Raw genomic sequence first — 23,862 nt, forward strand, 5'->3', positions numbered from 1 at the left:
TGAATGTACGTTCGCTCGGTTTGAGCCTAACGGTAAGTGTAGCAATCGTCCAGCCATGTTTCATGCTTACCGCAGTTTGAGCCAGGAGGAAAAATACGTCTCTTTCACCGAGAAATAGGTCGTCGCAAACCGGATAAACTCCTTGGTGTCCACCTGTTGATAGGAATATCTTTCGTAATACGCGCGAAGAAAACGCCAGCCTTCTTCCACATCGCCGTACGTGGAGACCAACTCCCACAGCCGCAGTGACGGAACGGCGTAAAACGCTCCGTAGGTTTCGCCGTCATACTGGTCCAGCGGCAGATTGGACGGCTTCTCACCAGCAATGACGGCAGCCCGGTTGGCTTGAGCGAAAACCTCCTCCTCTGTCATCTTGTCGTGACCAAGAAAGAACAGAGAGACCGCGAATTCAGTGATGCCCTCGTCCAGCCAGCCCTCGTGATAGGGGTCGTTTGCCACAACGGCGTAGAACCATTGATGAACAATCTCGTGAACGACCGTTTTCCTCAATGATGCAAGGTCGTCTTGCGGAGCGACGGTTACGATGCCGGGATACTCCATACTGGCGCCATCGTCCAGCATGATGTCCAGTTGGCGATGGGGATAGCTGCCGATCTTGTTGATAAAAAACGGCACGGCCTCCCTGGCGGTTGCGAGTGCTGCCTCCATTTTCCCCCTGTTCACTTCCTCGCCAAACACGCGAATCTGTACTCCGCTTACGGTGTCGGAAACGCAGGTGAGGCCGTTTACGACCGCAGCAAACACTTCTCTGACGCGAGAAATGGTCACCTGCCCCGTCTCTGTCGCTTCAACCGGATCTTGATCAGACGAACTGACGAACAGATACCCTGTAGGAATGTGGTAGGAAACGGTAAAATCGGCGTGACCCGTATGATAGGATTCGCTGCTGATCCGGAAATCCTGCTTGTTCCATCCGTTGTGGTACGTGGCCAGCATGGGATAGGCCTGGGCCAGGTAATAGCGATGCCCTTTCCTGGCGAAACGAATTCCGTCCTTCGGGACCGTAAACGTGTACGAGATCCGTACTTCCCGCTTTTCGCCCGGTGCCATCCCCTCCGTCAGGGGAATGGTGAGCGTATCATGTGTAAGCTGGTAATCCGTTTTCTGCTGATCCAGGTGGAGGCTGACGATCTTCACGTCGGCCGCGTCCTTTACCGTATGGGGCTTGTTGGCGTTGGTAAACGCGTTGGGAATAAAGTAAAACAGCAAGCGATCCCAGGTATCCGGTGAACGGTTCTCCACCACAATCGTCGCCTCAGCCGTAAACTTCCCGCTTTGATCCATGTGAAATGCCAACTGGTACGTTCCTTTGCTCCCGTCTGGAACCGGACGGGGATCAAATCCGGCCAGATCGCCAACCTTGCCCGGTCTTTCTTTGGCGCTGTCCCCTGTTGACTGATTGGGTGCGTATGCAGAAATCGATGTATCTGCCTCCTGCCGGAGATACATCTGCCACAATCGGGTCGTGCCGGCTGCGGCTCCTAACAGGCTGGAAACCAGCAGCACAGCAATCGTCAACTGCAGCTTCCGTTCCGTACGCTGACGATTTCGTTGTGATCCGCGAATGCCTGCGGCCGGCCTTAGGCGAATGGCCATTACCGCCGGGAAAAGAGCACCGAGGACGGCAGCCAAAATCGGAATCAAGCCGACCCCCATCAGCCATAGGACATCGAGGCCGGGCAACTGACGGTACATCCACGCAATCAAGGCATATCCCAAAGCCAGCCCGCATCCGGAAGCGAGGAGTCCGCACATCACCCCTTCCCATACGATCAGGCGAAAAATAGCCCCGCTGCGCCAACCGACGGCCTTGAGTAAAAGCAGTTCCGCTTTTCGTTCCATGACGTTTTGCCACATGATCTCCGCCGTTGTCAGCACAGCCAGTGCCAAGGCGAGTATCATCGCGATGTAATGGGCATCCCCGATCTCAACGGCCACATACTGCCCCAGCCACGACGTGTACAGAACTCCCTGCAGGCGGTTCGTGACAAACTCATAAAAGACCAGAAAGCAGGTGGGCACTGCCATGGCAAAGACGGACAACAGACAGCGGCGATACCTTGCCAACAAATGGCCCAAGGCCAGAGAAAACGTTCCCTTCACCCGTACGGTCCGTCGAGTAACGGGACGCATCTCGCCATACCGCATGATCACGTGCGGCGGTATCTTGCGAACTAGCCATGCAGCCGGAATCGCCGCCAGCACATAAATGACCAGACCGCACAAACCAATGAAAAGAATACGCCACACCGGCACCGCAGCTTGTTGCTGCCATACAGCAAATCCCGCGATTGCCCAGCTAACCAGCGCGGCCCCTCCCCCCAACAGGGCCGCCTCGACAAACATCATGCCCGCCACGCGTCCGGGCCGCCAGCCGACAGCAAGCAGCAGACCGAACTCGTCTATCCGGGCGTACAGCGTAACCAGATTGGTGGCGAACACGTAGGCAACAGCTACGAGCATCACGATACCAATCACCCCGGAAAAGCCCAGCTTTGTCTCCTGAACCAGGGTAAAAGCCGTCCCAAGCTTGATAAAAAACTGCTCCATCCACCCCAACTCGTCGTATGTCCCGTTTTTCGGGATGTGAACGAGAACGGGCTGGGGAGACGATCCCAGGGTCATATCGACGATCAATCCTGTCTTGTTTTCGATCTCTCTCGCCAATAATTCTAATTTTTCCCTATTCTCTTCACTTACCTCCTGCACTCCCTTTACCTTCAGCCGAATCGCGGCAATCGGTTTGTCACCCAACAACTCCGCTGCCGCTTCCAAGGTAGTCAACAGCAGAGGTGGACTGGTAAGAAGGCCAAACGGATTGTTAGTCGGTTTCACCTGTACCGGGGGGTTTAATGGTTTGTCGTCTTTGTCTAGCACCAACCGCCCAGTAGCGGGCCGATAGGTTTCCATGGGCAGTTCGCTGTCAGGTTCTTTGGAAATACGTAACTTCTCGGGATCGTAAAACCCTATCCAGTAAGGGGTTATATCCTTGTTCTTCCAATCAACAAAAAATTGGGTGGAGCGAAAGGAGTTGGGATAACGCTCGGGCTTCATTAATAAGAAGTATGTCTGAAGCTCTGCCGGAATATTGGGCTGCACGGGTATCGCCTCGTACCCGTAAGGCCAGCGCTCTGGGTAAGGACTGCTCACTTTCCGCAGGGAAAGCGAAGAAGGCTTTTCCAAAAATAGTCCGGCGAGAGCGGCCGACTGGCCGCCGTGATCATAGCGTGAAAAAGGCTTTCCCGTTTCAGGGTCCACGCCCGACAAACTGGCCAGAATCAATTGGTGCATCTGCCGGGAGTCAAACACATATTCCAGCCGTTCTCCAGCGCTTTTTTGTTGGTGCAGATAGGAAACCCCTCCGTTCTTCTTCACCTCTTCCATCGTCCGGTTGGCATCTTCACTCGTCGCAAACGGGAGATCCAATCGTTCGTACCTGTAAATAACCTGCAGGTCGCTGTCCATTCTGCTGCTCATCAGGATGGGCACATTCATCACCTTTCGTCCGTCTCCCGCATCTATCGTTGTCACTTTGTCCTGTTCCGTAAAATACCGGCTTTTCCCGATCGGCAACACGGCTTGATCCAATCCGACCAGCGCCGCTTCTGCCTGCGGATCGATGCCAACAACCAGCAGTTGATTGATTCCTCCGCCCATATCTAGTATCCATGTTTCCACCCCATAGTCACGCAGCGCCTGCTCCCAATCGGTCGGCATGCTCCAAGGGCCGACCGTGTAATACCTTGTCTGTTGCATCATTAGATTGGGTTGTACGCCATCGTCGGCATATACTTCCACAACATGTCGATAGATTCCCGGTTGTTCTGGCTTGCTGATCTTCCCAAACCAGAAAACAGTCGTGTCGTATCCGACAGGGGCCAGCGGTGCGGCAACTTCGACTTCCGGCATTCTTTTGATCGCCTCGTAATCCGCGAGGCTGATTCCCCCGTGCAGACCGCTCAGATAGTTGGGTTCCAATAGCCCGTCCCGTTCCGTGACACTGCGTGTATCCGGGGGACGAACCACCAGATGATAGGCCGCCTTCCAGCGTTTTTGCAATATATCGTGGGTCGTGCCGCTGCTGCTCTCCGTAACGCCGATAAAGTAACTGAGAACGGAACTGACGGCCAACATCCCGACCAGCAGCAGGAGAAAGCGTTCGGGGTGACGCCACCACTGTGTCCAAATGTACCGAATCATCCCGTCTCCTTCCCGGAATCGGACACGATTCGCCCATCGCGCATCTCGATGATCCGCTCCGCTTGATCGGCTAGGGTTTGATCATGCGTGATCAAGACAATGCCGCTACCGTGCTCCTGCTGATAGGTTCGCAGCAGTTTCACGATGTTTTCACTGTTTCTCGTATCCAGATTGCCAGTCGGTTCATCGGCAAGCAGCCAGTCTGGACGATTGACCAACGCGCGGGCAATCGCCACACGTTGCTGTTCCCCGCCCGATAATTGGGACGGCAGTGCATCGCTCTTGGCCTCCAGCCCCACCCAGGCCAAAAGTTCCCGGGCTCTCGCTTTTTTGTCATAGGAAACCTTTCGCGAAAACAGCGGTGCCATCACGTTCTCCAGCGCTGTCAACGCAGGCAATAGATGAAATTGTTGGAACACGAACCCGATGTGCTCAAAACGGAAATCGGCAATTCGCTTCCCCTTCAACGCCAGAACGTCCACGTCACCGTATCTGATTGTTCCAGCCGTCGGTCGGTCAAGCGTGCCGATTAGGGTAAGCAATGTCGTTTTTCCCGACCCTGAGGGGCCGAGAATTGCCGTAAATTGTCCTTTGTCCAGCGTCAAGGTGACGGATTGAAGCGCTCGGGTAACCACTCCGTCACCATGGTAGGTTTTTTCCACGTCCACAAGTTTGATGGCTGTACTCATTGGTTCCCCCTAGCTTACTTTTTCTGCCGATAGGCCAATCATGTCCATAATATTCTCGTAACTGGAAACGGATTGGGTGGCTAAAATGATTCCTTCCCGGTCGATTAGCATCGCGGTTGGCACCGAATGAATCAGGTATGTATTCATAAGCCCATCCGAACGAATGAGATGAACACCATCTGGCACCTGCAAGCCTTCTTCATAGTAGATTGGACTGGACACAACAATAATTCTGAGATCGGTGTAATGTCTTTTTACATGATCTAATTCTGGTACCACGTGTTTGCATGTTCCGCACATGTCGTTTGTAAATACCATCAACGTATTTTTTTCTTGTTCATCCGGCATTTTTACGATTTGCCCATGCTGATCCCTTTCCCGGAAAAAAGGCGCTTTGTCTCCTTTGCAGATCCCTCATGCCAAAGCCAAGACGATATACGAAGTAAAAATCATTTCATCCCCCACATGAAAGTATGTGTCTGCCCATAAAGAGAGGAAAAAGGAGGTCGTCTTCATGAAGGCCTCCTTTTCCGCTTCCACGCATGTATTTTGATGTCGTCTCGATATGAATCTCTGATCATTGCTGACGAAGTTGTTAGCATCATCTCACTTCAGTTTCTCGTGTCATACGTGTACTGAATATACGTTTTGACGCCGCCGTATTTCTTGTAGTGACATACTCGCATACATATTTGGGGCCAGCGATGAAGCCGGGGTTGTCGCAGATACGTACATAGGAGCTACCCCAAACAGTTTTGATTTTTTTAAAACATTTCCATTTAACTCCTCGACTATATGTTATTCAATTCATTCTTTTCTGTAAATATTTTTTCTACATGATGTTTTTTTAATATTCGACATTATTTTACATTCATAGGAGGTTTTATTTCTTATTTACTGTCATCAACAACAATAAGGAATATGGAGGGTATTTTTGGACTGGCTGAGGACTTTCTCAAGAGAAATAACGGATTCCTTATTTTGGTAATCCCTTCAAAGAAAAATCGCCCCCGGCTTCCTGCCGGGAGCGTTTGTATGGGTAGCGTGTAGAAATCAAAGCAGTCCAAGACGCTTGAAAATCGTATCCACGTGCTTGAGGTGATAGCGGTAGTCGAAGCAGTCGTCCAGCTCTTCCTTGGTCAGCGTGGCGGTCACGGTCGGGTCCTCTTCCAGAATGGAGCGGAACGAGCGCTGTTCCTCCCACGCCTGCATAGCGCGCGGCTGCACGGTGTCGTACGCCTGCTCGCGGCTCATGCCCTTTTCGATCAGCTTCAGCATCACCTGCTGCGAGTAGATCAGGCCGAACGTGCGGTCCATGTTGCGCTTCATGTTTTCCGGGAAGACGGTCAGGTTTTTCACGATGTTCATGAAGCGGCGCAGCATGTAGTTCAACAGCTGCGTCGCATCCGGCAAAATGACGCGCTCCACCGAGGAGTGGGAGATGTCGCGCTCGTGCCAGAGCGGAACGTTTTCGTAGGCGGAGAGCATGTGGCCGCGCACGACGCGGGCCAGGCCGGAGATGTTCTCGCAGCCGATCGGGTTGCGCTTGTGCGGCATCGCCGACGAGCCCTTTTGCCCCTTGGCGAACGGTTCTTCCACTTCGCGCATCTCGCTCTTTTGCAGGCCGCGGATTTCCGTCGCGAACTTGTCCAGCGAGGTGGCGATCAACGCCAGCGTCGCCATGTACTCGGCGTGACGGTCACGCTGCAGGGTCTGCGTGGAGATGGGCGCCGGTTTCAGCCCCAGCTTTTCGCAGACGTACTGCTCCACAAACGGGTCGATGTTGGCGTACGTGCCCACCGCTCCGGAGATTTTGCCGTAGGCCACTTCTTCCTTCGCCGCGCGGAAACGGGCCAGGTTGCGCTTCATCTCTTCGTGCCAGAGCGCCAGCTTCAGCCCAAAGGTGGTCGGTTCCGCGTGCACGCCATGGGTGCGCCCCATGCAGACGGTGTCCTTGTGCTCCCGCGCCTTGTCGGCGAGGATGGCGATAAAGTCTTCCAGGTCCTTTTCCAAAATCTTGTTGGCCTGGAGAAGCAGGTAGGAGAGCGCCGTGTCCACCACGTCGGTGGAGGTGAGGCCGTAGTGCACCCACTTCTTCTCCTCGCCCAGCGTTTCCGAGACGGCGCGGGTGAAGGCGACGACGTCGTGGCGCGTCTCTTCCTCGATTTCGTAAATCCGCTTGATGTCAAAGCTGGCGTTTTCGCGCAGCTTTTTCACGTCTTCCTCCGGGATGACGCCCAGCTTGGCCCACGCCTCGCAGGCGAGGAGCTCCACTTCCAGCCACGCCTTGAATTTGTTCTCTTCCGTCCAGATGGCGCGCATCTCCGGTCGCGTATAACGATCAATCATGATGTACCTCCGCTTTGTTCGTCCAGATTTCGAGCCGCTCAATCTGTGCCAGCGCCTCCTCCACACTGGGCGCCAGCACGTTCAGGTGCCCCATTTTCCGCTTGGGCTTGCTTTCATGTTTGCCGTACAGGTGCAGCTTGGCCGTCCGCGGCAGTTGGCCGATGCGGTCCAGCACCGGCTGCAGGTGCTCCCCGAGGATGTTGACCATGACCACGGGGGAGAGCAGTTCCGTCGAGCCCAACGGCAGGTCGCACACGGCCCGCACGTGCTGCTCGAACTGCGACGTGACGCAGGCGTCCATCGTGTAGTGGCCGGAGTTGTGCGGGCGGGGGGCCAGCTCATTTACATAGAGTTCCCCGCTTGCGGTGAGAAACATCTCGACCGCGATCAGGCCGACCACGTCCAGCCGTTCGGCGATGGTCCGGGCGATCGCTTCCGCCCGCTGCCGGATGTCGTCCGGCACCCGCGCCGGCACGATGGACAGGTGCAGGATGTTCTCCCGGTGTACATTTTCCGCCGCAGGAAAAACGGCCAGCTCGCCGGACGGATTGCGCGCCGCGATCACGGACAGTTCCAGTTGAAACGGCACAAACTGTTCCACGATCAGCTCCGTGCCCGCTTTGGACAGGGCTTCGTACGCTTCGGCCAGTTCCGCTTCGCTTCTCAGGACCCACTGTCCCTTGCCGTCGTAGCCGCCGGTGGCCGTTTTCATCACCGCCGGCAGGCCCAGCTCCCCGATCGCCGCCCGCAGGCTGTCCAGCGTGTCGATCACGCGAAACGGCGCCACCGGAATCCCCAGCTCGCGGATCGCCGTCTTTTCGCGGATGCGGTTCTGCGTGATGCGCAGAAGACGGCTGCCCTGCGGCACATAGGCCCGGCTTTCCAGCACTTCCGCCACACGCGCGTCCACGTTTTCAAATTCGTAGCTGATCACGTCGCTGATCTCGGCCAACTGCATGGCCGCATCCACGTCGTCGTACCGGGCGACAATCTGCCGGTCGGCCGCCTGGCCGCAGGGAGCGTCCTCCGTCGGGTCCATCGTGACGAAGCGGTATCCCATGGCCCGGCCGGCCAGAGCGATCATGCGCCCCAACTGGCCGCCGCCGAGAATCCCGATGGTTGCGCCTGGTTTGATGGGGGTTCTGTTCGTCATGCCAGTTCACTTGCCTCCAACACATTCTTGCGGATCGCGTCCCGTCTGGCGGCAAACCGCTCCTGGATCTCCGGATACTTGATCCCGAGGATCTGGGCCGCCAGCAGTCCGGCGTTGACTGCTCCCGCCTTGCCGATCGCCACGGTGGCCACAGGCACGCCGCCCGGCATTTGCACGATCGAGAGCAGCGAGTCCAAACCGTTCAGGCTGGACGATTTGACCGGCACGCCGATCACCGGCAGTTCCGTCTTAGCCGCCACCATCCCGGGCAGATGGGCAGCGCCGCCCGCTCCCGCGATAATCACCTCAAGGCCGCGGCTCCTGGCGCTTTCGGCGTAGTCGAACATCAAGTCGGGCGTGCGGTGCGCCGACACCACTCTCTTTTCGTACGGGATTGCGAGCTCGTCCAGAATCGCGCAGGCGTCCTTCATTGTCTCCCAGTCCGACGTGCTGCCCATGATGACACCCACCAACGGTTTGACCATGACACACTTCGCCCCTCTCTGTCAATGTCAGAAGAAAACCCAAACGACTTCCGGCCACGCATCGGCCGGTCATCGCCTGGGCTTGCTTGTATGGATCACACGCATATCAACATCTTCAGTGTAACAGGGGGAGAGTTTGCCTGTCAACCTTGATTCCGAACGTTAATAATTTCATGTCATATAAATATTCGTTTTTAAAAGATTCGGAACGGACGTCCGCTGCGCATCCACGCCTCCGCCTCGTCCCGTTTTTCCAGATCCATCCCCAGCCAGTAGTCGAAAAACGGCGCCGCGTCCTCCCCGACCGCCCGGGAAAACGCCTCGATCAGCTCCGCTCCGCCCGCCTCTTTGTACTGGTGCTCCCGCACGTAGTCGCGCAGCACGCGATGCAGCCGCTCCTTCCCCCACTCCAGCCGCAGCTTCCACCACATCGCCGCTCCCCGCGCATAGACCAGATCGCTGTAGCTCTTCCAGTCGGGAAAGCGGTCCAGCGGCTGCCGGACGCGCAGTCCCCTGTTCGCGTACTGCTCCGAGACTTTTCCCCGCTCCATCCGGTAGCCGATATAGCCGTCGGCGGCGATTCGTTCGTCTTCCAGAAACGACATCGCGGCGTAATCGGCCAGGCTTTCGTCCACCCACGCCTCCCGCACCTCGTCGCTTCCCACCAGCCCGTAAAACCACTGATGGGCGGTCTCGTGGGCGACGACGGCGGCTCCCATGCCGTTCGGCCGGGTGAACGTATCGCCCTGGACAAAAACGATGCCGGGGTATTCCATGCCGCCGAAAAAGCCGCCTGTCTTCACCACGTCGTACTCCCGGTACGGATACGTGCCGAACTGCTCTCCGTAATAGCGCAGCGCCCGTACAGCCACGTCGTGCAGCAGGGCCACGGTCTCCTCGCTGTCTCCCTCCTGCCACCAGGTGCGCACCACCGTTTCGCCCACCCGGCTCACCGTCTGGCGGTAGCTGTCGTCCATCACCACCAGGGCAAAATCACGAACATTCCACGCGTCCACCTCGTAATGCGACTTCCCCTGCGGGCGAAGACGGGTCACCACCGCCTGACTTTCCGTTCCGCTCGTCGCCAGGCTGTAGCCGTCCGGCAGGGTGACGCGCAAATGGTAGTTGGCCGTGCCGCTGTAAAAGGGATCGCCCATCGGGTAATAAGGGTCCAGCCGCCAGCCGGTCTCATCCTGCACGGCCAGAATCGGCAACCAGTTGCCCAGCCACAGCGCGTGGTCGTTGTACGACAGCCTGCCGCTGTTGTACGGGACGCGCAGTTCGAAGCCCATCTCCACCTCCGTCCGGCGGCCCGCCGCCCCTTCCAGCGGCACCTGCAGGATCGTTCCCGTTTTGCCCAGCGTCCGAACCGGAACCGGGCGGCCGTCCACCTTCACCCCGGTGATCCGGATTCCTCCCGGCAGCCGCTGTTTGCCCAGGATGTGCTCCCAGTTGGCCCCGCTCAGATCGGCTGATTCGTGAAAGGCGTTGGGGTAGAGATGAAAAAGGGCCTGGCCGTCGCCAGGTACGAATCGGACGGAAAGCGTCCCGACTGCGGTGTGCGCGTGCGGATCAATCCGCACATCCGCCCGGTACACAGCCGGGGCGGACACCTGCTCCGGCGGCAGCAGCTCCGCCTCGGTCCACTCTGCCCACGGCTTGCTCCACAGAAAAACAGCCAGCGCCGCTCCCACCGCCGCACTGACCGCCAATCTCCACCGCTTCATAACACCCCTCCGCCTGTTTTGCTGTCGTGTTCGGCTCACGTGCATGCGCAGCCGTACCAGCCGCCCCTCCGTTTACTGCCGCTTCGCCCCGCGCTGCCGGTCCAGCCATGCCTCCGCGGCTGCCTCCCGGCTCTGGTCAAGCTGCAGCCAGTAGGCCACGAACGGTTCCGCGTCTTCCCCGGCCTCCCGGGACAGGGCCGCCTTCCAGTCTGCACCGGTGGCGACGCCAAACCGATGGCTCGTTACGAACTGGCGCAGCATCCGGTTCAGGCGCTCTTCGCCCCACGCTTCCCGCAGCAGCCACAGCATGCTTGCCGTGCGGGAATACACCAGATCGCTGTAGCTGTCGTTGTCGGGAAAGAGGCGCAGCGGCTGCCACGGCCGCAATTTCTTCTCCGCGTAGGCTTCGGCGGCCGTGCCCCGCACCAGTCGCTGCACCACCAGCGCGTCGCCGATTTGCGGGTACCAACGCTCCAGAAACGAAAGCGAGGCGTATTCCGACAAGCCTTCGTCCAACCAGGCCTCGTCCACCTGGTCGTTCCCGACGATGCCGTAAAACCACTGATGGGCGGTCTCATGCGCGACGGCCGCGATCGACTGTGCAAAGACCTGTTCGTAGTGGCGGCCGTCGAGGAACACCAGACCGGGGTACTCCATGCCGTTGATGCCTCCGCCGGTTCGCACGACATCGTACTCCCTGTACGGATACGGCCCAAACTGGTGCTGAAAGTACGCGAACGACTTCACGGCGGCGTCGTGGACGAGCCTGGCCTGACCGGGGTCGTCCGTCGTCCGCCACCAACTGCGGACCGTCGTCCCGCCAACCGTCGTCTCTGTGCGCTGATACGTCCGGTCCATGATGACCAGGGCGAAATCCCGCACGTTTTCGGCACGCAGCCGGTACGTCTTTAACCCCGGAGCGGAAGTGAAGCCGGCTTCCTGCCGATCGTCGGCGGTGCTGGCCAACTGGTAGCCCTCCGGCACGGTTACATTTACCGAATAGTCTGACGTTTCGCTGTAAAACGGGTCGCCGATCGGCTCGTACGGATCGAGATGCCAGCCGTTCCGGTCGCAGACCGCCAGGACGGGCAGCCAGTTGCCGAGCCAGATGGCGTGTTCGTCCAGCGACATCCGGCCTTGATTGTGCGGCAGCGTCATTGTAAAGGCCAGCTCCAGTGTGACCGGCTCCGCCGCGCCGGCAGCGGGCGGCACGCCGTTGGAAGCGGACGGCACGCGACTCACGCCGTCCGCCCCTCCTTTCCCATCGGCTGGCGCGCCCTTCACACCGCTCGATCCGGCCTCGCCCTCAAGCGGCACCTCCACCACGGTCCCTGCCCGTTGGACCGGCACCGACCTGCCCTGGACGGACAGCCTGGTAATATGATACGTGCCGGGCACCGCATCCTTTCCTAAAAATTCCTGCCACAGCGGCCCGTCATGACGTTCCGCAAACGCAAACGGATAGACGTGCAGATACGCCTTTTTCCCGTCACGCGGCCAAAATCGCACCTGGACGCTGCCCGTCACCCGCTTCTGCTGCGGCTCGACCCGTACATCCGCCAGATACCGCGTCTTTCCCCCGGCATCGCCGCCCCGGTCTGCGCCGTATCCTCCGGCCGCCCCTGCTCCGGCGCCGCTTGCCGCGCTCCAGACAAGCGCGGCGCCTGCCAGCCAACCCGCCCACTTCCTCACGCGTCCCCCCTCCTTTCCTTTTATCCTACCGCATCTGGAAAAAAAAGCTAGGACAAAAGCTGCGCAATCGCGTCGACCAGCCGATCTCCCGCAAGTGCCACGGTCCGCTCCTCCCCGGAGCGCATGTCGCGCAGCGTCACCGCCCCGGCGTCCCGCTCGTTCTCCCCGTAGATCAGGACGAGCGGAATCTGCTCCCGGTTGGCGTAATCCAGCGCTTTTTTCAACCGGCGTCCAGACAGCTCCAGCTCCACCCGGATGCCGGCCGCCCGCAGCCGGTTGGCCAATCCCAGCGCGTCCGCCTCCGTCCCCAGCGGCACGACGAAGACGTCTGCCCGGTTGTCGGCTCCCTCCGCGCCGCCCATCGTGAGCGCGGTGAGAATCACGTCCAGGCCGAACGAGATGCCCACCGCAGGATATTCCCGTCCGCCGCCGAGGAATTGACCGATGATGCGGTCATAGCGTCCGCCGCTGCCGATGCTGGACGTGATGCGCCCGTCCCGCAGAAAGATTTCATACACCGTCCCTGTATAAATGCTGAGTCCCCGGGCCAAAAACGGAGCAAAGCGAACGTCCCCGGACACCCCCGCTCCTTTCAAACAGGCAAACAGCTCGTGCAGCTCCGCGACGCCTTCCTGCACAAGTGGCTCCGCAAAACGGCCGGCCAGACTGTCCATCGTCGGCTCGCCGCTTTGGAGGAACGCCGCGACGGCCGCAATCGTCTCTTCGTCGATGCCGCGAAGCCGCAGGTCGTCCACCACGCCGTCCACGCCGATCTTTTTCAGCTTGTCCAGAGAGAGCATCACGCCCTCCGCCTGCTCTTCCGCGACGCCCAGCGCCTGCAGCAGCCCCGACAGCAGCTTCCGGTTGTTCACTTCCACGTAGACGTCCAGGCCCAGCCGTTCAAACGCCGCAAACGCCATGCTGATCAGTTCCGCTTCCGCCAGCATCGAGGAAGTCCCTACAATGTCCACGTCACACTGGACGAACTCGCGGAACCGTCCCGGCTTGACGGGCCCGTCGCGAAACACCTTGCCGATCTCGTACCGCTTGAACGGCAGCCGCATCTCCGGATTCATCCCCACCACTTTTGCCAGCGGTACCGTCAGATCGTAGCGCAGCGCCAACTCCCGCTCCCCCTGGTCGCTCAGGCGGTACACCTCCTTGACGATCTCCGCCCCGCCGCCGTACTTGGACGCCAGCAGGTCGTAATACTGCAGCATCGGCGTCTCCAGCGGCTTGCAGCCGTATGTTTCAAACACCTCCTCCAGCGTCCGCCGGATGTAGTTGCGGAGCCCCTGCTCCTGCGGCAGAAAATCCTTGGTGCCCTTTACGTTGCGCAGTGTCGTTTCCATGACAATCTCCTCCTTTTTTATCCAAACAAAAAAGCCACGCGGGAAAAAACAAGGCCCGCATGGCTTTCGTTCACCCCGCAGGCACAAGCACAAACAGCGCTTGCACCTGCGGATGGATTGCACGTCCACAGATACAAACGCTCTAATCGTGATGATGCAGTTGAAGGAATACGCGAAGACGCAGCATCGGTGCTTCCTCCTGACATGAATTTTTTCCATCATACACCACCTGCCCGCCATCACGCAAGCCCGTTTTCCCCAACGCCGGTGCCCTCCCTGTTCCTGTTTGGGCGGCAGCCCTGTGCACTCCCGCCGGTGTCCCGCGCAAACAAAAAGACTGCCGCGCCGAGACGCGGACAGTCTTTGTGATTGTGTTTCTATTCCCGCAGCCAGATGAAGTACGCCAAAAACACGAAGAAGAGCGCGTACATCACCGGATGCACTTCGCGGCCTTTGCCTTTCATCAGCTTGGTGATCGGGTAGACGATGAATCCGGCGGCGATCCCGGAAGCGATGCTGTAGGTCAGCGGCATCATCAGGATCGTCAGGAAGGCCGGGAACGCTTCCTCCATCTCGCTCCAGGCGATGTTCGCCATGTGCGACGCCATCAGCACGCCGACGATGATCAGTGCCGGGGCCGTTACCGCAGGCGTGACCACGGCGAGAACCGGCGAGAAGAACAGCGACAGCAGGAACAGCGCGCCCGTGACCACGGAGGCAAATCCGGTCCGTCCGCCGGCGGCTACGCCCGCAGCCGACTCAATGTAGCTGGTCGTCGTGGACGTGCCGAGCACCGCACCGGCCATCCCGGCGATCGCGTCGGAAGCCAGGGCGCTGCCCGCACGCGGCAGTTTGCCGTCTTTCAACAGCCCCGCCTGGCTGGCCACACCCAGCAGCGTACCGGTCGCGTCAAAGAAGTCCACAAACAGGAACGTGAACACCACGATCAGCATCTTCATGCTGAACAGCGCGGAAAAATCGCCGAGGTACTGGAACGCGGCGCCGAACGTAGGCGCCAGGCTCGGAGGCATGGAGACGATCTTCTCCGGCAGGCTGACCAGCCCGAAGATCATGCCGACGATGGCGGTCGTCAGCATGCCGATAAAAATGGCCGCGTTCACCTTGCGGGACATCAGCACCGCGGTGAGGATCAGACCGAATACGGCCAGGAGCGCGTTTTTCACCGCCACAATCTCTTCCGGTTTCATGCCTTCTTTGATCGTCAGATGGCCAAGCGAGACGAACGTTGCCGGATTGTCGACGATGATTCCGGCATTTTTCAGACCGATGAAGGCAATGAACAAACCAATCCCGGCCGATACCGCGTGTTTCAGCCCCTGCGGAATGGAGTTGACGATCGCTTCGCGGATGCCGGTCAGCGACAGCAGCAGGAAAATCGAGCAGGAGAGAAATACGCCGGCCAGCGCTTGCTGCCAGGGAATGCCCATCGTCAGCACGACGGTGTACGTAAAGAAGGCGTTCAGCCCCATGCCCGGCGCCTGCGCGATCGGCAGACGGCCGACGAAGGCCATCACCAGCGTCCCGATGGCGGCTGCCAGCGCGGTCGCGGTGAAGACGGCTCCGAATTCCGGATAGTTCGCTTTCAGCTCCGGCGGCAGGTCCGCCCCGCTGAGCATGTACGGATTGACGGCCAGGATGTAGGCCATGGCCAAAAACGTGGTAATGCCGGCGATCGTCTCGCGGCGGTAGTTGGTGCCCAGCTTGTCAAACTCAAAATACTTCCGCACCGATAGGTCCCCCCAAGTCTTGTTTGCGGTTTGCGGCAAATGAAAAAGGTCGAGGCGCAAGCAACGCCTCGACTCCGAACAAAACTCACCGGGCAAAACAGAATGATAAGATCTGCATACGTATCCCGTTGACGTTTCGTTCGTAGCCAGGCCGTTTACGGCGGCCTCGTAGAAACTCCCGAGCCATATTCTCGGGATTATACGAACCTTCTTCTTTACCTGTTCACAACGAGAAGTGTACCAGGAAGAATGATCGATGTCAACGGAAAATACGAACATTAAAATTTTCTTATCGTTTAATATGCGGTTATTCCCACTCGATGGTAGCCGGCGGCTTGGAGGTGATGTCGTACACGACGCGGTTGACGTTCTCCACCTCGTTTACGATGCGGGTCGAAATCCTCTCCAGCACGTCCCACGGAATGCGCGCCCAGTCCGCCGTCATGCCGTCGATCGAGGTGACCGCGCGGATGCCCACCGTGTAGGAGTAGGTGCGGACGTCGCCCATGACGCCCACGCTCTTCATGTCGGGCAGCGCCGTAAAGTACTGCCAGATTTCCCGGTCCAGGCCGGCTTTGGCAATCTCTTCGCGCAGGATGGCGTCCGATTCCCGAACGATCTCCAGCTTTTCTTCCGTCACTTCGCCCAGAACGCGAATGCCCAGGCCCGGTCCCGGGAACGGTTGGCGCCATACGATTTCGTCCGGCAGCCCCAGTTCGGTCCCCAGCTTGCGCACTTCGTCCTTGAACAGTGTTTTCAGCGGTTCAATGAGCTTGAACTTCATGTCTTCCGGCAGGCCGCCCACGTTGTGGTGGGACTTGATCGTGTGGGCCGTCGCCGTTCCGCTCTCAACGATGTCGGTATACAGCGTGCCCTGCGCCAGGAACTCCATGTCGGTCAGCTTGGACGCTTCTTCGTCAAAGACGTAAATGAACTCGTTGCCGATGATCTTGCGCTTCTGCTCCGGATCGGTCACGCCTTTCAGCTTGTCGAGGAAGCGGCGGCGTGCGTCAATTTTGATCACGCGCATGGAGAACTTCTCGGCGAACGTCTCCATGACGCTTTCCGCTTCTCCCTTGCGCAGCAGGCCGTGATCCACGAACATGCAGGTCAACTGGTCGCCGATCGCTTTGTGGATCAGCGCCGCCACGACGGAGGAGTCGACCCCGCCGCTCAGCGCGCACAGCACTTTCTTGTCGCCCACGGTTTCGCGGATGCGCTTGATCTCGTCCTCGATAAACGTGGTCATGCTCCAGGTGCCTTCACAGCCGCAGATGTTAAACAGGAAGTTGGCAATAAACTCGTTTCCTTTTACCGTATGGCGCACTTCCGGGTGGAACTGCACGCCGTACAGCTTGCGCTCCGGATGGCTGATCGCCGCCACCGGGCAGCTCTCGCTGACCGCGTCCACGCGGAACCCTTCCGGCAGCTCCACCACTTTGTCGGAGTGGCTCATCCAGACGATTTCGGTTTCGTCCCACTTCTCATAGAGGCTGTGCGGCTGCTGCAGGCGAAGCTCCGCTTTGCCGTACTCGCGCTTCCCGGCGCGCTCCACCTTGCCGGCAAGCATGTGGCTCATCAACTGCATGCCGTAGCAGATGCCCAGAAGCGGCACGCCCAGATCAAAAATGGCCGGATCCACCTTGGGCGCCCCTTCTTCGTACACGCTGGCAGGACCGCCGGAGAAAATAATCCCCTTCGGCTGCATCTCCTTGATTTTTTCCACCGGCGTATTGTAGGGCAGCAGCTCGCTGTACACGCCCAGGTCGCGAACGCGCCGCGCGATCAACTGATTGTACTGCCCTCCAAAATCCAGAACGACGACCATTTCCATTGGCTTGTCCATGTATATCCTCCTTCTCCTGTTTACGCCAGGTTGTCACCGGAAGTTTCCACCCTGCCCTCGGATGTACGACCCGCTCAGGTCCGGCACCAAAAAAACCGGGACTGTCGCCTCCGGTTTACCGACGCGGAGGCAGAGTCCCAGTTTGTGTACACTTGTGCGGTTGCATGTACAAAAATCCGAAGTCCTCTCCTCGTAGTCGCTCGATTTACGGTCGAGCGGTAGAAACTTTCAGGCCCTATCCCTGAGATTATACGAGTCTCATTGAAGGTCATTCTAACAGACTGCGGGTGAATGATCAAGGTTTCAGTTGACGGGTAAGCCGTTCGATCACCTGTTCCGCCACTGCGCGGGCCTTGTCCTCGATTTCCTTGTAGCCGTACAGCATGCGCTCGTACAAGTTGGTCAGGTACCACAGGTCCTGCCGCTTGTCGCCGGAGATCGTCAGGCGGCCGACGTATTCGCGCAAGGTTTCTCCCTGGCCGCGACGGCTGTAGAGGTGCTCCATCAACCGCAGCAGCAGCTTGTAGCGATCCCCGTACCGGTCGTTCGGATAGCTGCTCATCTGGCGCTGCAGCCACCAGACGGCGATGTCCCGCCTGCGCTTCCAGGCCACCGCCCCGCCCACAGCCAGCAGTCCCAGTCCAAACGCGTACACCTGCCACGGAATGCGAATCGACGGGCTTGGCGTGCCATCCGCTCCTTCCAGCTCGTCAAGCCGTCCGTCTTTCCGATCCTCGGCCGTCGTTCCGCCAAGATCGGGCAGCGGGAGCGGCGCTTGCTGCTCCGTCGTCTGCCTGTCGTATTTCACGCGGATCGGCGACAAAAACGTGCTGGTGGCCTCAAACGGGATCCAGCCGTGACCCGGGAAGTACACTTCCACCCACGAGTGGGCGTCCTTGTTGCGCACTTCCAGCAGTTCGTTCCCGTTGCCGTCGCTACCGATCCGATGACCGGGGGCAAAGCCTTTTACCCAGCGCGCGGGGATGCCGATCGTCCGCAGCATCACCGCCATCGAGGTGGAAAAGTGATCGCAGTACCCCCTGCGGGTCTCAAACAGGAACTGGTCGACGAAGTCTTGGCCCGGCGCGGGCACAGGCACGTCCTTGGTCTCGTATTTATATTCTCCGCTGGAGCGCAGGTAATTCTCGATGGCGCGCACCTTTTCGTACGGCGTTTTCGCGTCCTTGGTCACCTGTTGGGCCAGTTCGCGGATTCTCGGCGGCAGGTGGTCGGGAAGCTGCAGATAGCGCCGCTTGATCTCTTCGGGATAGTCGGTGCCCGCCTGAACCATCGCCTTTTCGCTGATGATCGGCACTTCCGCCACCAGTTGGTAATTGTCCAGCTTCAACAGCTGCGTATGGGGGCCCACCAGCGCTTCCCCTCCGGACTGCTTCAGCAGTCTGATCGTGCCGTTCCGCACTTCCACCTGCTGATGTTCCTTGTCGTACACCAGCGTCGCCCTCGACGGGGTGTAGTCCGTCAGTTGTTTCAACTGCCCCGGGTAAAAGACGGTCGGAAACTTCGGCCCCTGGAATTCCAGCGAAGCCTTCACCTCTTTCGTCTCCATCCCCTCAAACAGCGCGTGGGTCCACCGATACGTTTTCGGGTCCAGGATCGCTTCGAACTCCCGGTCCCCCTTCTGCCACCCGTTCCCCGTATAGACGTCTTTGGAATCGCCGCGCCAATAGGAGCGTTCATTGGTAATGGCCACGAACACCACGGTCTCGTCCAGCGTAAACGGACCGCCCAGGTGCTCGTCGTTGTTGTCGTACCCCACCTTTTTCATCACCCCGGCCCCGAGACCGCTCCCCTCTCCGGTGAGAAACGCGATCGGGTCCGGCCAGGCAGCCTCCTTTTTCGGCGCCGCGCAGGCGATGCCGACGGTGACCGCCACAATCAGCACCGGTGCCATCAAGGAGCTCCACAGCGTCCAGCGCCTACCGCCGGTAATGGGCGCCTTGTTGGCCATGGCGAACAGATGGGTGACGGCCAACAGCAAAAATCCGTACACCAGCGTGCGGATGATCCCCCCGTCCGCTTCATACGGCATGAACGTATCCAGCACAGCCAGGTACAGCTCGGTCAAAAAGACGAACCAGAGCCCCTGCCGCTGTTCCAGCACCAGATACGACAGCATCGAGATCAACACTGCGAGGAGCAGATCAAACAGCGCATTGCGCGAGATCGGCGACATGGACGTCCACTCCTGCTGAAACGCCAGCGGCAGGTCGTGCACGACCCGGACGAACAGCTCCCTCAGCCATTGCCCATCAAAAAACGGGGTGACAAAAAAACCGTCGTGCAAAATCACCAGGAGGCCCACCAGCTTGACCGGAAACGTCAGCCAGCGGTACGGCACCACCAGGTCGATCAGAAGAACGCCAGCCGCAATCGCGTAAAACGGCCACAGGGTGCCGGTGTCTGTCAGCTCCTGAAGCGGCAGCAGCCACTCCCGCAGCATGAGAAACAAGAGCAGCGCCGCGATCCACTCGAATCCTTTGGGACGCTTCCATACGCTCACGACGTCATGCACCTCCGATCCGCTTCCACTCTTCGAAATCGCTCATCGGCACCGACTTGCAGGTGACCCTGCCCGAAGCCAGCAGCCGCAGGGCCTGCTTCTCTTCGAGCGTCAACAGGGGATCGGCGTGCACATACAGCAGATGGACGCGCCGGCCCCGCTGGGACAACTGCGTCAGAAGGGCGACCAGCGCCTTGTCGAGGCGGGCCGTGATCACCGTCAGGGTCACGCCCGGCGGCTGTTCCAGCGCTTCCCGGCTGAGGATGCGGACAAACGAGTCCGTCCCCTCCGGCATGACGCGGGCCAACTGGTCAAATACCCGGAAAAAGTGGGCCGGGGAACAGGCCGGAGGAATGGCCACCCGGTCCTTTTGCTTGTACACCAATCCGTAGTGATACTGGTTGCGGTTGGCGTACGCGGTCAGGCTGGCCGTCAGTTTGACCGCCGTTTCAAACAATTGAGGTGGCTTGTTCCGGTAGCGCTCTTTTTCCACGTCGAGAAAGAACACGACCTGGTTCATCGCCTGGTGCTCGAATTCCTTGGTCTTCAGCCCGGTTCCCCTGGCCGACGCCCGCCAATGAATCTGGCTCAGCCGATCCCCGCGCTGATAGTCCCGGACGCCCCGCACCGCCGCTACATCATCCGAATGGCGGTGCGAGACGTGAACCGTCCCGCTGAAGTTGCCGTCTCCCAACGACCAGTTCGTCAGCTCCCGGTAACGGGGATAGACCAAAAAGTCGTTGAAGAGGGGATACGTTCTTCGTCGCTCGATAAACCCGAAAAAGTCCCCGCCACAGATGACGCACGCTTGCAGGTGATAGTAGCCGCGCGGCAGTCCCGGGATGACGTAGCGAAACTCCACGCTGCGCTTGAACCAGGGAAAGATGAGCTGACGGTGCGGCTCGAACACGCCGGCCAGCCGGTCGGGCAGCGGTTCGATCACCATGTTCCAGCCCAGCGGGAACCAGATCCTTCGCTTTAGCCGGACCGTCACGATCACGTCCTCCCCTTCCCGCAAGCGAGTACGGTCGATTTCACGTTCAACCTCAAGGCCGGCGAACATGAGAAAATAGGCAAGCAGCTCGTACGCCAAAAAAACCAGGCTGCTGTAGAACAAAAACCAACTGGCAAAACCGCCCTGAAACTTGGCAAACGCGTAAGTGGTCACGATCAACGCAATTGCCTTGATCTTCCCGGATGTCCATTCTTTCATACGCGTCACCGCCTCTAGCTGACCGGCACGCGGGTTTCCGACAGGATAGCGGACAGAATCCGGTCGATCGTCGCTCCTTCCAGACGCGCCTCCGGTTTGAGAATGATCCGGTGGGCAAAGGTCACAGGCACCAGTTCCTTCACGTCATCGGGAATGACATAATCCCGGCCGCGCACGAACGCCAGCGCCTGCACGGCTCGGAACAGCGCCAGCGCGCCCCGCGGGCTGACGCCGAGGTAGACCTGGTGATGATCGCGCGTCCGGTGGCACAGGCGAACGATATACTCCTTGACCGCCTCCGACACCTTGACGGCGGCAGCCTGGCGCTGCAGGACGGCCAGATCGTCCGCAGTCATCACCGGCTCCAGGTGTTCCAACGGATTGGTTTCGGCAAAGCGGTTCAGCATGCGCATTTCTTCGTCCACCGTGGGATAGCCCAGGCGAAGCTGCAGGAGAAAACGGTCCAACTGCGCCTCCGGCAGCGGGAAGGTTCCTTCGTATTCCAGGGGGTTTTGCGTCGCCATGACAAAAAACGGCTCAGCCAACCGATACGTCACCCCGTCTACCGTTACCGAGCGCTCTTCCATCGCTTCCAGTAAGGCCGACTGGGTTTTGGGCGATGTCCGGTTAATCTCGTCGGCCAAAATCACATTGGCGAAGATGGGACCGGGACGGAACTCGAATTCCATGCTCTTTTGATTGAAGATCGCCACCCCCGTCACGTCCGTCGGCAGCAGATCGGGCGTAAACTGGATGCGCTTGAAGTCCCCCCCGATCGAGCGGGCCAACGCGCGGACCAGCATGGTCTTGCCGACACCCGGAACGTCTTCCAGCAAAACGTGGCCGTTTGCCAAGATGGCCGTCACGCATAATTCAATGATCGACCGCTTGCCGATCAGCACTTTTTCGATATTTCCAATCAACTTTTCCACAGCAGGATGAGGCTGCTCCAATTTGATTTGATTCATGGATGACACAACTCCTGTTCCCACGTTATCGTCCAGTTACGGCAATAGCGATGGCCTGCCGCTTGTCTTGATCATCCGGAGGCTTCCGTCGAGGAAACCTACTCCTAAGGTACTGGATCACTCTGGAAGATACAAGGAAAAATTCGTTAATAGTTGTAAAATTGAGAAACCGCCTATAGAAAAAAAGAGTAGGAAGATCTCCTACTCTGCGGTTCGATATGCAATGTTATGGCGTGCCCTGAGAGATTCGAACTCCCGACCTTTTGATTCGTAGTCAAACGCTCTATCCAGCTGAGCTAAGGGCACACAAGCAACTGTCTCTCCGACCGACACGCGTGGACAGAGAGTAGAAAAAATGGAGCGGACGACGGGTCTCGAACCCGCGACCTTCGCCTTGGCAAGGCGACGCTCTACCAATTGAGCTACGTCCGCATCGTTTCGTAATTATGATGAAAAGATTTAGTACAGCACAGCCAACGCAGGCGACTCTTCCAGAAGAAGATGCTGGTCCTTGCTGTATCACAGTGATAAAAGGCTTGCACTGTCCGCAAACCTTCCCGATCTGCTATGGTGCGGGTGAAGGGACTTGAACCCCCACGGTTGCCCGCCAGAACCTAAATCTGGTGCGTCTGCCAATTCCGCCACACCCGCATGCGTCATGGGGTCCCCGCAAAGCAAACGGAAGATGCGCGAGTACATTGCTCACTTGTGGGGTTGTAAAAAAACTGGTGAGCCATGAAGGACTCGAACCTTCGACCCTCTGATTAAAAGTCAGATGCTCTACCAACTGAGCTAATGGCTCATGAACATGGCTGGGGTACTAGGATTCGAACCTAGGAATGACGGAGTCAAAGTCCGTTGCCTTACCGCTTGGCGATACCCCAATACGTGGTGCCGGCGATAGGAATCGAACCCACAACCCCCTGATTACAAGTCAGGTGCTCTACCAATTGAGCTACACCGGCAAAATCCTATGAAACGAAATGGTGGTTCGGGACGGAATCGAACCGCCGACACGAGGATTTTCAGTCCTCTGCTCTACCGACTGAGCTACCGAACCGTAAGCGGTTCTCGGTGCGCCATTTTGATCCGAGGCAAGTAAATGGCGGAGCTGACGGGACTCGAACCCGCGACCTCCGGTGTGACAGACCGGCGTGAACTCCAGCTTCACCACAGCTCCATATTTGGTTGCGGGAGCAGGATTTGAACCTGCGACCTTCGGGTTATGAGCCCGACGAGCTACCGGACTGCTCCATCCCGCGACGATTATCATTCTGCAGTAATGGTGGAGGCTGACGGGATCGAACCGCCGACCCTCTGCTTGTAAGGCAGATGCTCTCCCAGCTGAGCTAAGCCTCCACGTCTCCCCGCAAAGCGAACCGGTTCTTCCCAACAAACTCCGATTCCTTTGCGGGCCCGGATCCCATGATCCAGGTACGTTTTGCTATGGTGACCCGTAGGGGATTCGAACCCCTGTATGACAGCGTGAAAGGCTGCTGTGTTAAACCACTTCACCAACGGGCCATGTTTCTGATGGTGCGGTCGGCGAGACTCGAACTCGCACGGGTCACCCCGCCACCCCCTCAAGATGGTGTGTCTGCCAATTCCACCACGACCGCAACTTAGGATGGTAGCGGTGGAGGGGCTTGAACCCCCGACCTTTCGGGTATGAACCGAACGCTCTAGCCAGCTGAGCTACACCGCCACGCACTATGAATGTTGTAAGGAAGATGGCGGAGAGTGAGGGATTCGAACCCTCGCTACGCTATTCGCATACTAACGGTTTAGCAAACCGTCCCCTTCGGCCTCTTGGGTAACTCTCCGCATATGGCTCCTCGGGAGGGACTCGAACCCCCGACCGATCGGTTAACAGCCGATTGCTCTACCGACTGAGCTAC

14 protein-coding genes, 14 tRNA genes and 2 riboswitches are annotated in these 23,862 nt (G+C 58.7%); all 28 genes read right to left on the reverse strand.

Features of this window, described 5'->3' with window-relative positions; all coding sequences use genetic code 11:
- Positions 1-66 precede the first annotated feature (66 nt).
- The 28 genes from M516_RS26065 to M516_RS0121145 all read right to left on the reverse strand — a co-directional run bounded on the left by M516_RS26065 (position 67) and on the right by M516_RS0121145 (position 23,787).
- Positions 67-4,221, reverse strand: coding sequence for an FtsX-like permease family protein (locus M516_RS26065; RefSeq protein WP_081656631.1), 4,155 nt, complete (start codon positions 4,219-4,221; stop codon positions 67-69).
- Positions 4,218-4,910, reverse strand: coding sequence for an ABC transporter ATP-binding protein (locus tag M516_RS0121010; RefSeq protein ID WP_029100869.1), 693 nt, complete (start codon positions 4,908-4,910; stop codon positions 4,218-4,220). The genes M516_RS26065 and M516_RS0121010 overlap by 4 nt, the downstream gene beginning before the upstream one ends.
- Positions 4,911-4,919: 9 nt before the next feature.
- The gene (locus M516_RS25330) at positions 4,920-5,258 is read right to left on the reverse strand and encodes a TlpA family protein disulfide reductase (RefSeq protein ID WP_029100870.1); all 339 of its coding nucleotides are present in this window, start codon (positions 5,256-5,258) and stop codon (positions 4,920-4,922) included.
- 705 nt (positions 5,259-5,963) lie between these two features.
- Positions 5,964-7,259, reverse strand: a complete 1,296-nt coding sequence (purB, locus tag M516_RS0121025; protein ID WP_029100871.1) for an adenylosuccinate lyase — start codon at positions 7,257-7,259, stop codon at positions 5,964-5,966.
- Positions 7,252-8,412: a 5-(carboxyamino)imidazole ribonucleotide synthase gene (gene purK / locus M516_RS0121030; RefSeq protein ID WP_029100872.1), complete on the reverse strand. Its 1,161-nt coding sequence runs from the start codon at positions 8,410-8,412 to the stop codon at positions 7,252-7,254. Before purK ends, purB begins: the two co-directional genes overlap by 8 nt.
- A complete protein-coding gene (gene purE, locus M516_RS0121035; RefSeq protein ID WP_029100873.1) occupies positions 8,409-8,897 on the reverse strand; it encodes a 5-(carboxyamino)imidazole ribonucleotide mutase in 489 nt (162 codons plus the stop codon). The genes purK and purE overlap by 4 nt, the downstream gene beginning before the upstream one ends.
- Positions 8,898-9,091: 194 nt before the next feature.
- Positions 9,092-10,624 carry a M1 family metallopeptidase gene (locus tag M516_RS0121040; RefSeq protein ID WP_029100874.1) on the reverse strand — a complete coding sequence of 511 codons (1,533 nt, stop codon included), beginning with the start codon at positions 10,622-10,624 and terminating at the stop codon, positions 9,092-9,094.
- Between the two features lie 72 nt (positions 10,625-10,696).
- On the reverse strand, positions 10,697-12,316 hold the full coding sequence (locus M516_RS0121045; RefSeq protein WP_029100875.1) for a M1 family metallopeptidase: 1,620 nt from the start codon (positions 12,314-12,316) through the stop codon (positions 10,697-10,699).
- Positions 12,317-12,363: 47 nt separating this feature from the next.
- Positions 12,364-13,668: a histidine--tRNA ligase gene (locus tag M516_RS0121050; protein ID WP_029100876.1), complete on the reverse strand. Its 1,305-nt coding sequence runs from the start codon at positions 13,666-13,668 to the stop codon at positions 12,364-12,366.
- Between the two features lie 377 nt (positions 13,669-14,045).
- Positions 14,046-15,416: an NCS2 family permease gene (locus M516_RS0121055; protein WP_029100877.1), complete on the reverse strand. Its 1,371-nt coding sequence runs from the start codon at positions 15,414-15,416 to the stop codon at positions 14,046-14,048.
- 123 nt (positions 15,417-15,539) lie between these two features.
- Positions 15,540-15,641, reverse strand: a riboswitch (purine riboswitch).
- Positions 15,642-15,723: 82 nt separating this feature from the next.
- The gene (guaA, locus tag M516_RS0121060; RefSeq protein WP_029100878.1) at positions 15,724-17,262 is read right to left on the reverse strand and encodes a glutamine-hydrolyzing GMP synthase; all 1,539 of its coding nucleotides are present in this window, start codon (positions 17,260-17,262) and stop codon (positions 15,724-15,726) included.
- A 173-nt stretch (positions 17,263-17,435) separates the two neighbouring features.
- Positions 17,436-17,537: riboswitch (purine riboswitch) on the reverse strand.
- A 20-nt stretch (positions 17,538-17,557) separates the two neighbouring features.
- Entirely contained in the window at positions 17,558-19,783 is a 2,226-nt protein-coding gene (locus M516_RS0121065) for a transglutaminase TgpA family protein (protein WP_029100879.1), read from the reverse strand.
- A 4-nt stretch (positions 19,784-19,787) separates the two neighbouring features.
- Positions 19,788-20,996, reverse strand: coding sequence for a DUF58 domain-containing protein (locus M516_RS0121070; RefSeq protein ID WP_029100880.1), 1,209 nt, complete (start codon positions 20,994-20,996; stop codon positions 19,788-19,790).
- Between the two features lie 14 nt (positions 20,997-21,010).
- Positions 21,011-21,964, reverse strand: coding sequence for an AAA family ATPase (locus M516_RS0121075; protein ID WP_029100881.1), 954 nt, complete (start codon positions 21,962-21,964; stop codon positions 21,011-21,013).
- A gap of 229 nt (positions 21,965-22,193) precedes the next feature.
- Positions 22,194-22,270, reverse strand: a tRNA-Arg gene (locus M516_RS0121080).
- Positions 22,271-22,320: 50 nt separating this feature from the next.
- Positions 22,321-22,396: transfer RNA gene (locus tag M516_RS0121085), tRNA-Gly, on the reverse strand.
- A gap of 136 nt (positions 22,397-22,532) precedes the next feature.
- Positions 22,533-22,615, reverse strand: a tRNA-Leu gene (locus tag M516_RS0121090).
- 75 nt (positions 22,616-22,690) lie between these two features.
- A tRNA-Lys gene (locus tag M516_RS0121095) sits at positions 22,691-22,766 on the reverse strand.
- A 7-nt stretch (positions 22,767-22,773) separates the two neighbouring features.
- Positions 22,774-22,848: transfer RNA gene (locus M516_RS0121100), tRNA-Gln, on the reverse strand.
- 5 nt (positions 22,849-22,853) lie between these two features.
- A tRNA-Thr gene (locus M516_RS0121105) sits at positions 22,854-22,929 on the reverse strand.
- Positions 22,930-22,948: 19 nt separating this feature from the next.
- A tRNA-Phe gene (locus M516_RS0121110) sits at positions 22,949-23,024 on the reverse strand.
- A gap of 43 nt (positions 23,025-23,067) precedes the next feature.
- A tRNA-Asp gene (locus M516_RS0121115) sits at positions 23,068-23,144 on the reverse strand.
- Positions 23,145-23,149: 5 nt separating this feature from the next.
- Positions 23,150-23,226 (reverse strand) — tRNA-Met (locus tag M516_RS0121120).
- A gap of 21 nt (positions 23,227-23,247) precedes the next feature.
- A tRNA-Val gene (locus tag M516_RS0121125) sits at positions 23,248-23,323 on the reverse strand.
- An 88-nt stretch (positions 23,324-23,411) separates the two neighbouring features.
- Positions 23,412-23,488: transfer RNA gene (locus M516_RS0121130), tRNA-Glu, on the reverse strand.
- A 10-nt stretch (positions 23,489-23,498) separates the two neighbouring features.
- Positions 23,499-23,583: transfer RNA gene (locus M516_RS0121135), tRNA-Leu, on the reverse strand.
- A 9-nt stretch (positions 23,584-23,592) separates the two neighbouring features.
- Positions 23,593-23,669, reverse strand: a tRNA-Met gene (locus M516_RS0121140).
- Between the two features lie 26 nt (positions 23,670-23,695).
- Positions 23,696-23,787: transfer RNA gene (locus M516_RS0121145), tRNA-Ser, on the reverse strand.
- Positions 23,788-23,862: the final 75 nt, after the last annotated feature.

It is taken from the genome of Brevibacillus thermoruber 423 (assembly GCF_000454065.1).
In the GTDB taxonomy this organism is placed as follows: domain Bacteria; phylum Bacillota; class Bacilli; order Brevibacillales; family Brevibacillaceae; genus Brevibacillus; species Brevibacillus thermoruber.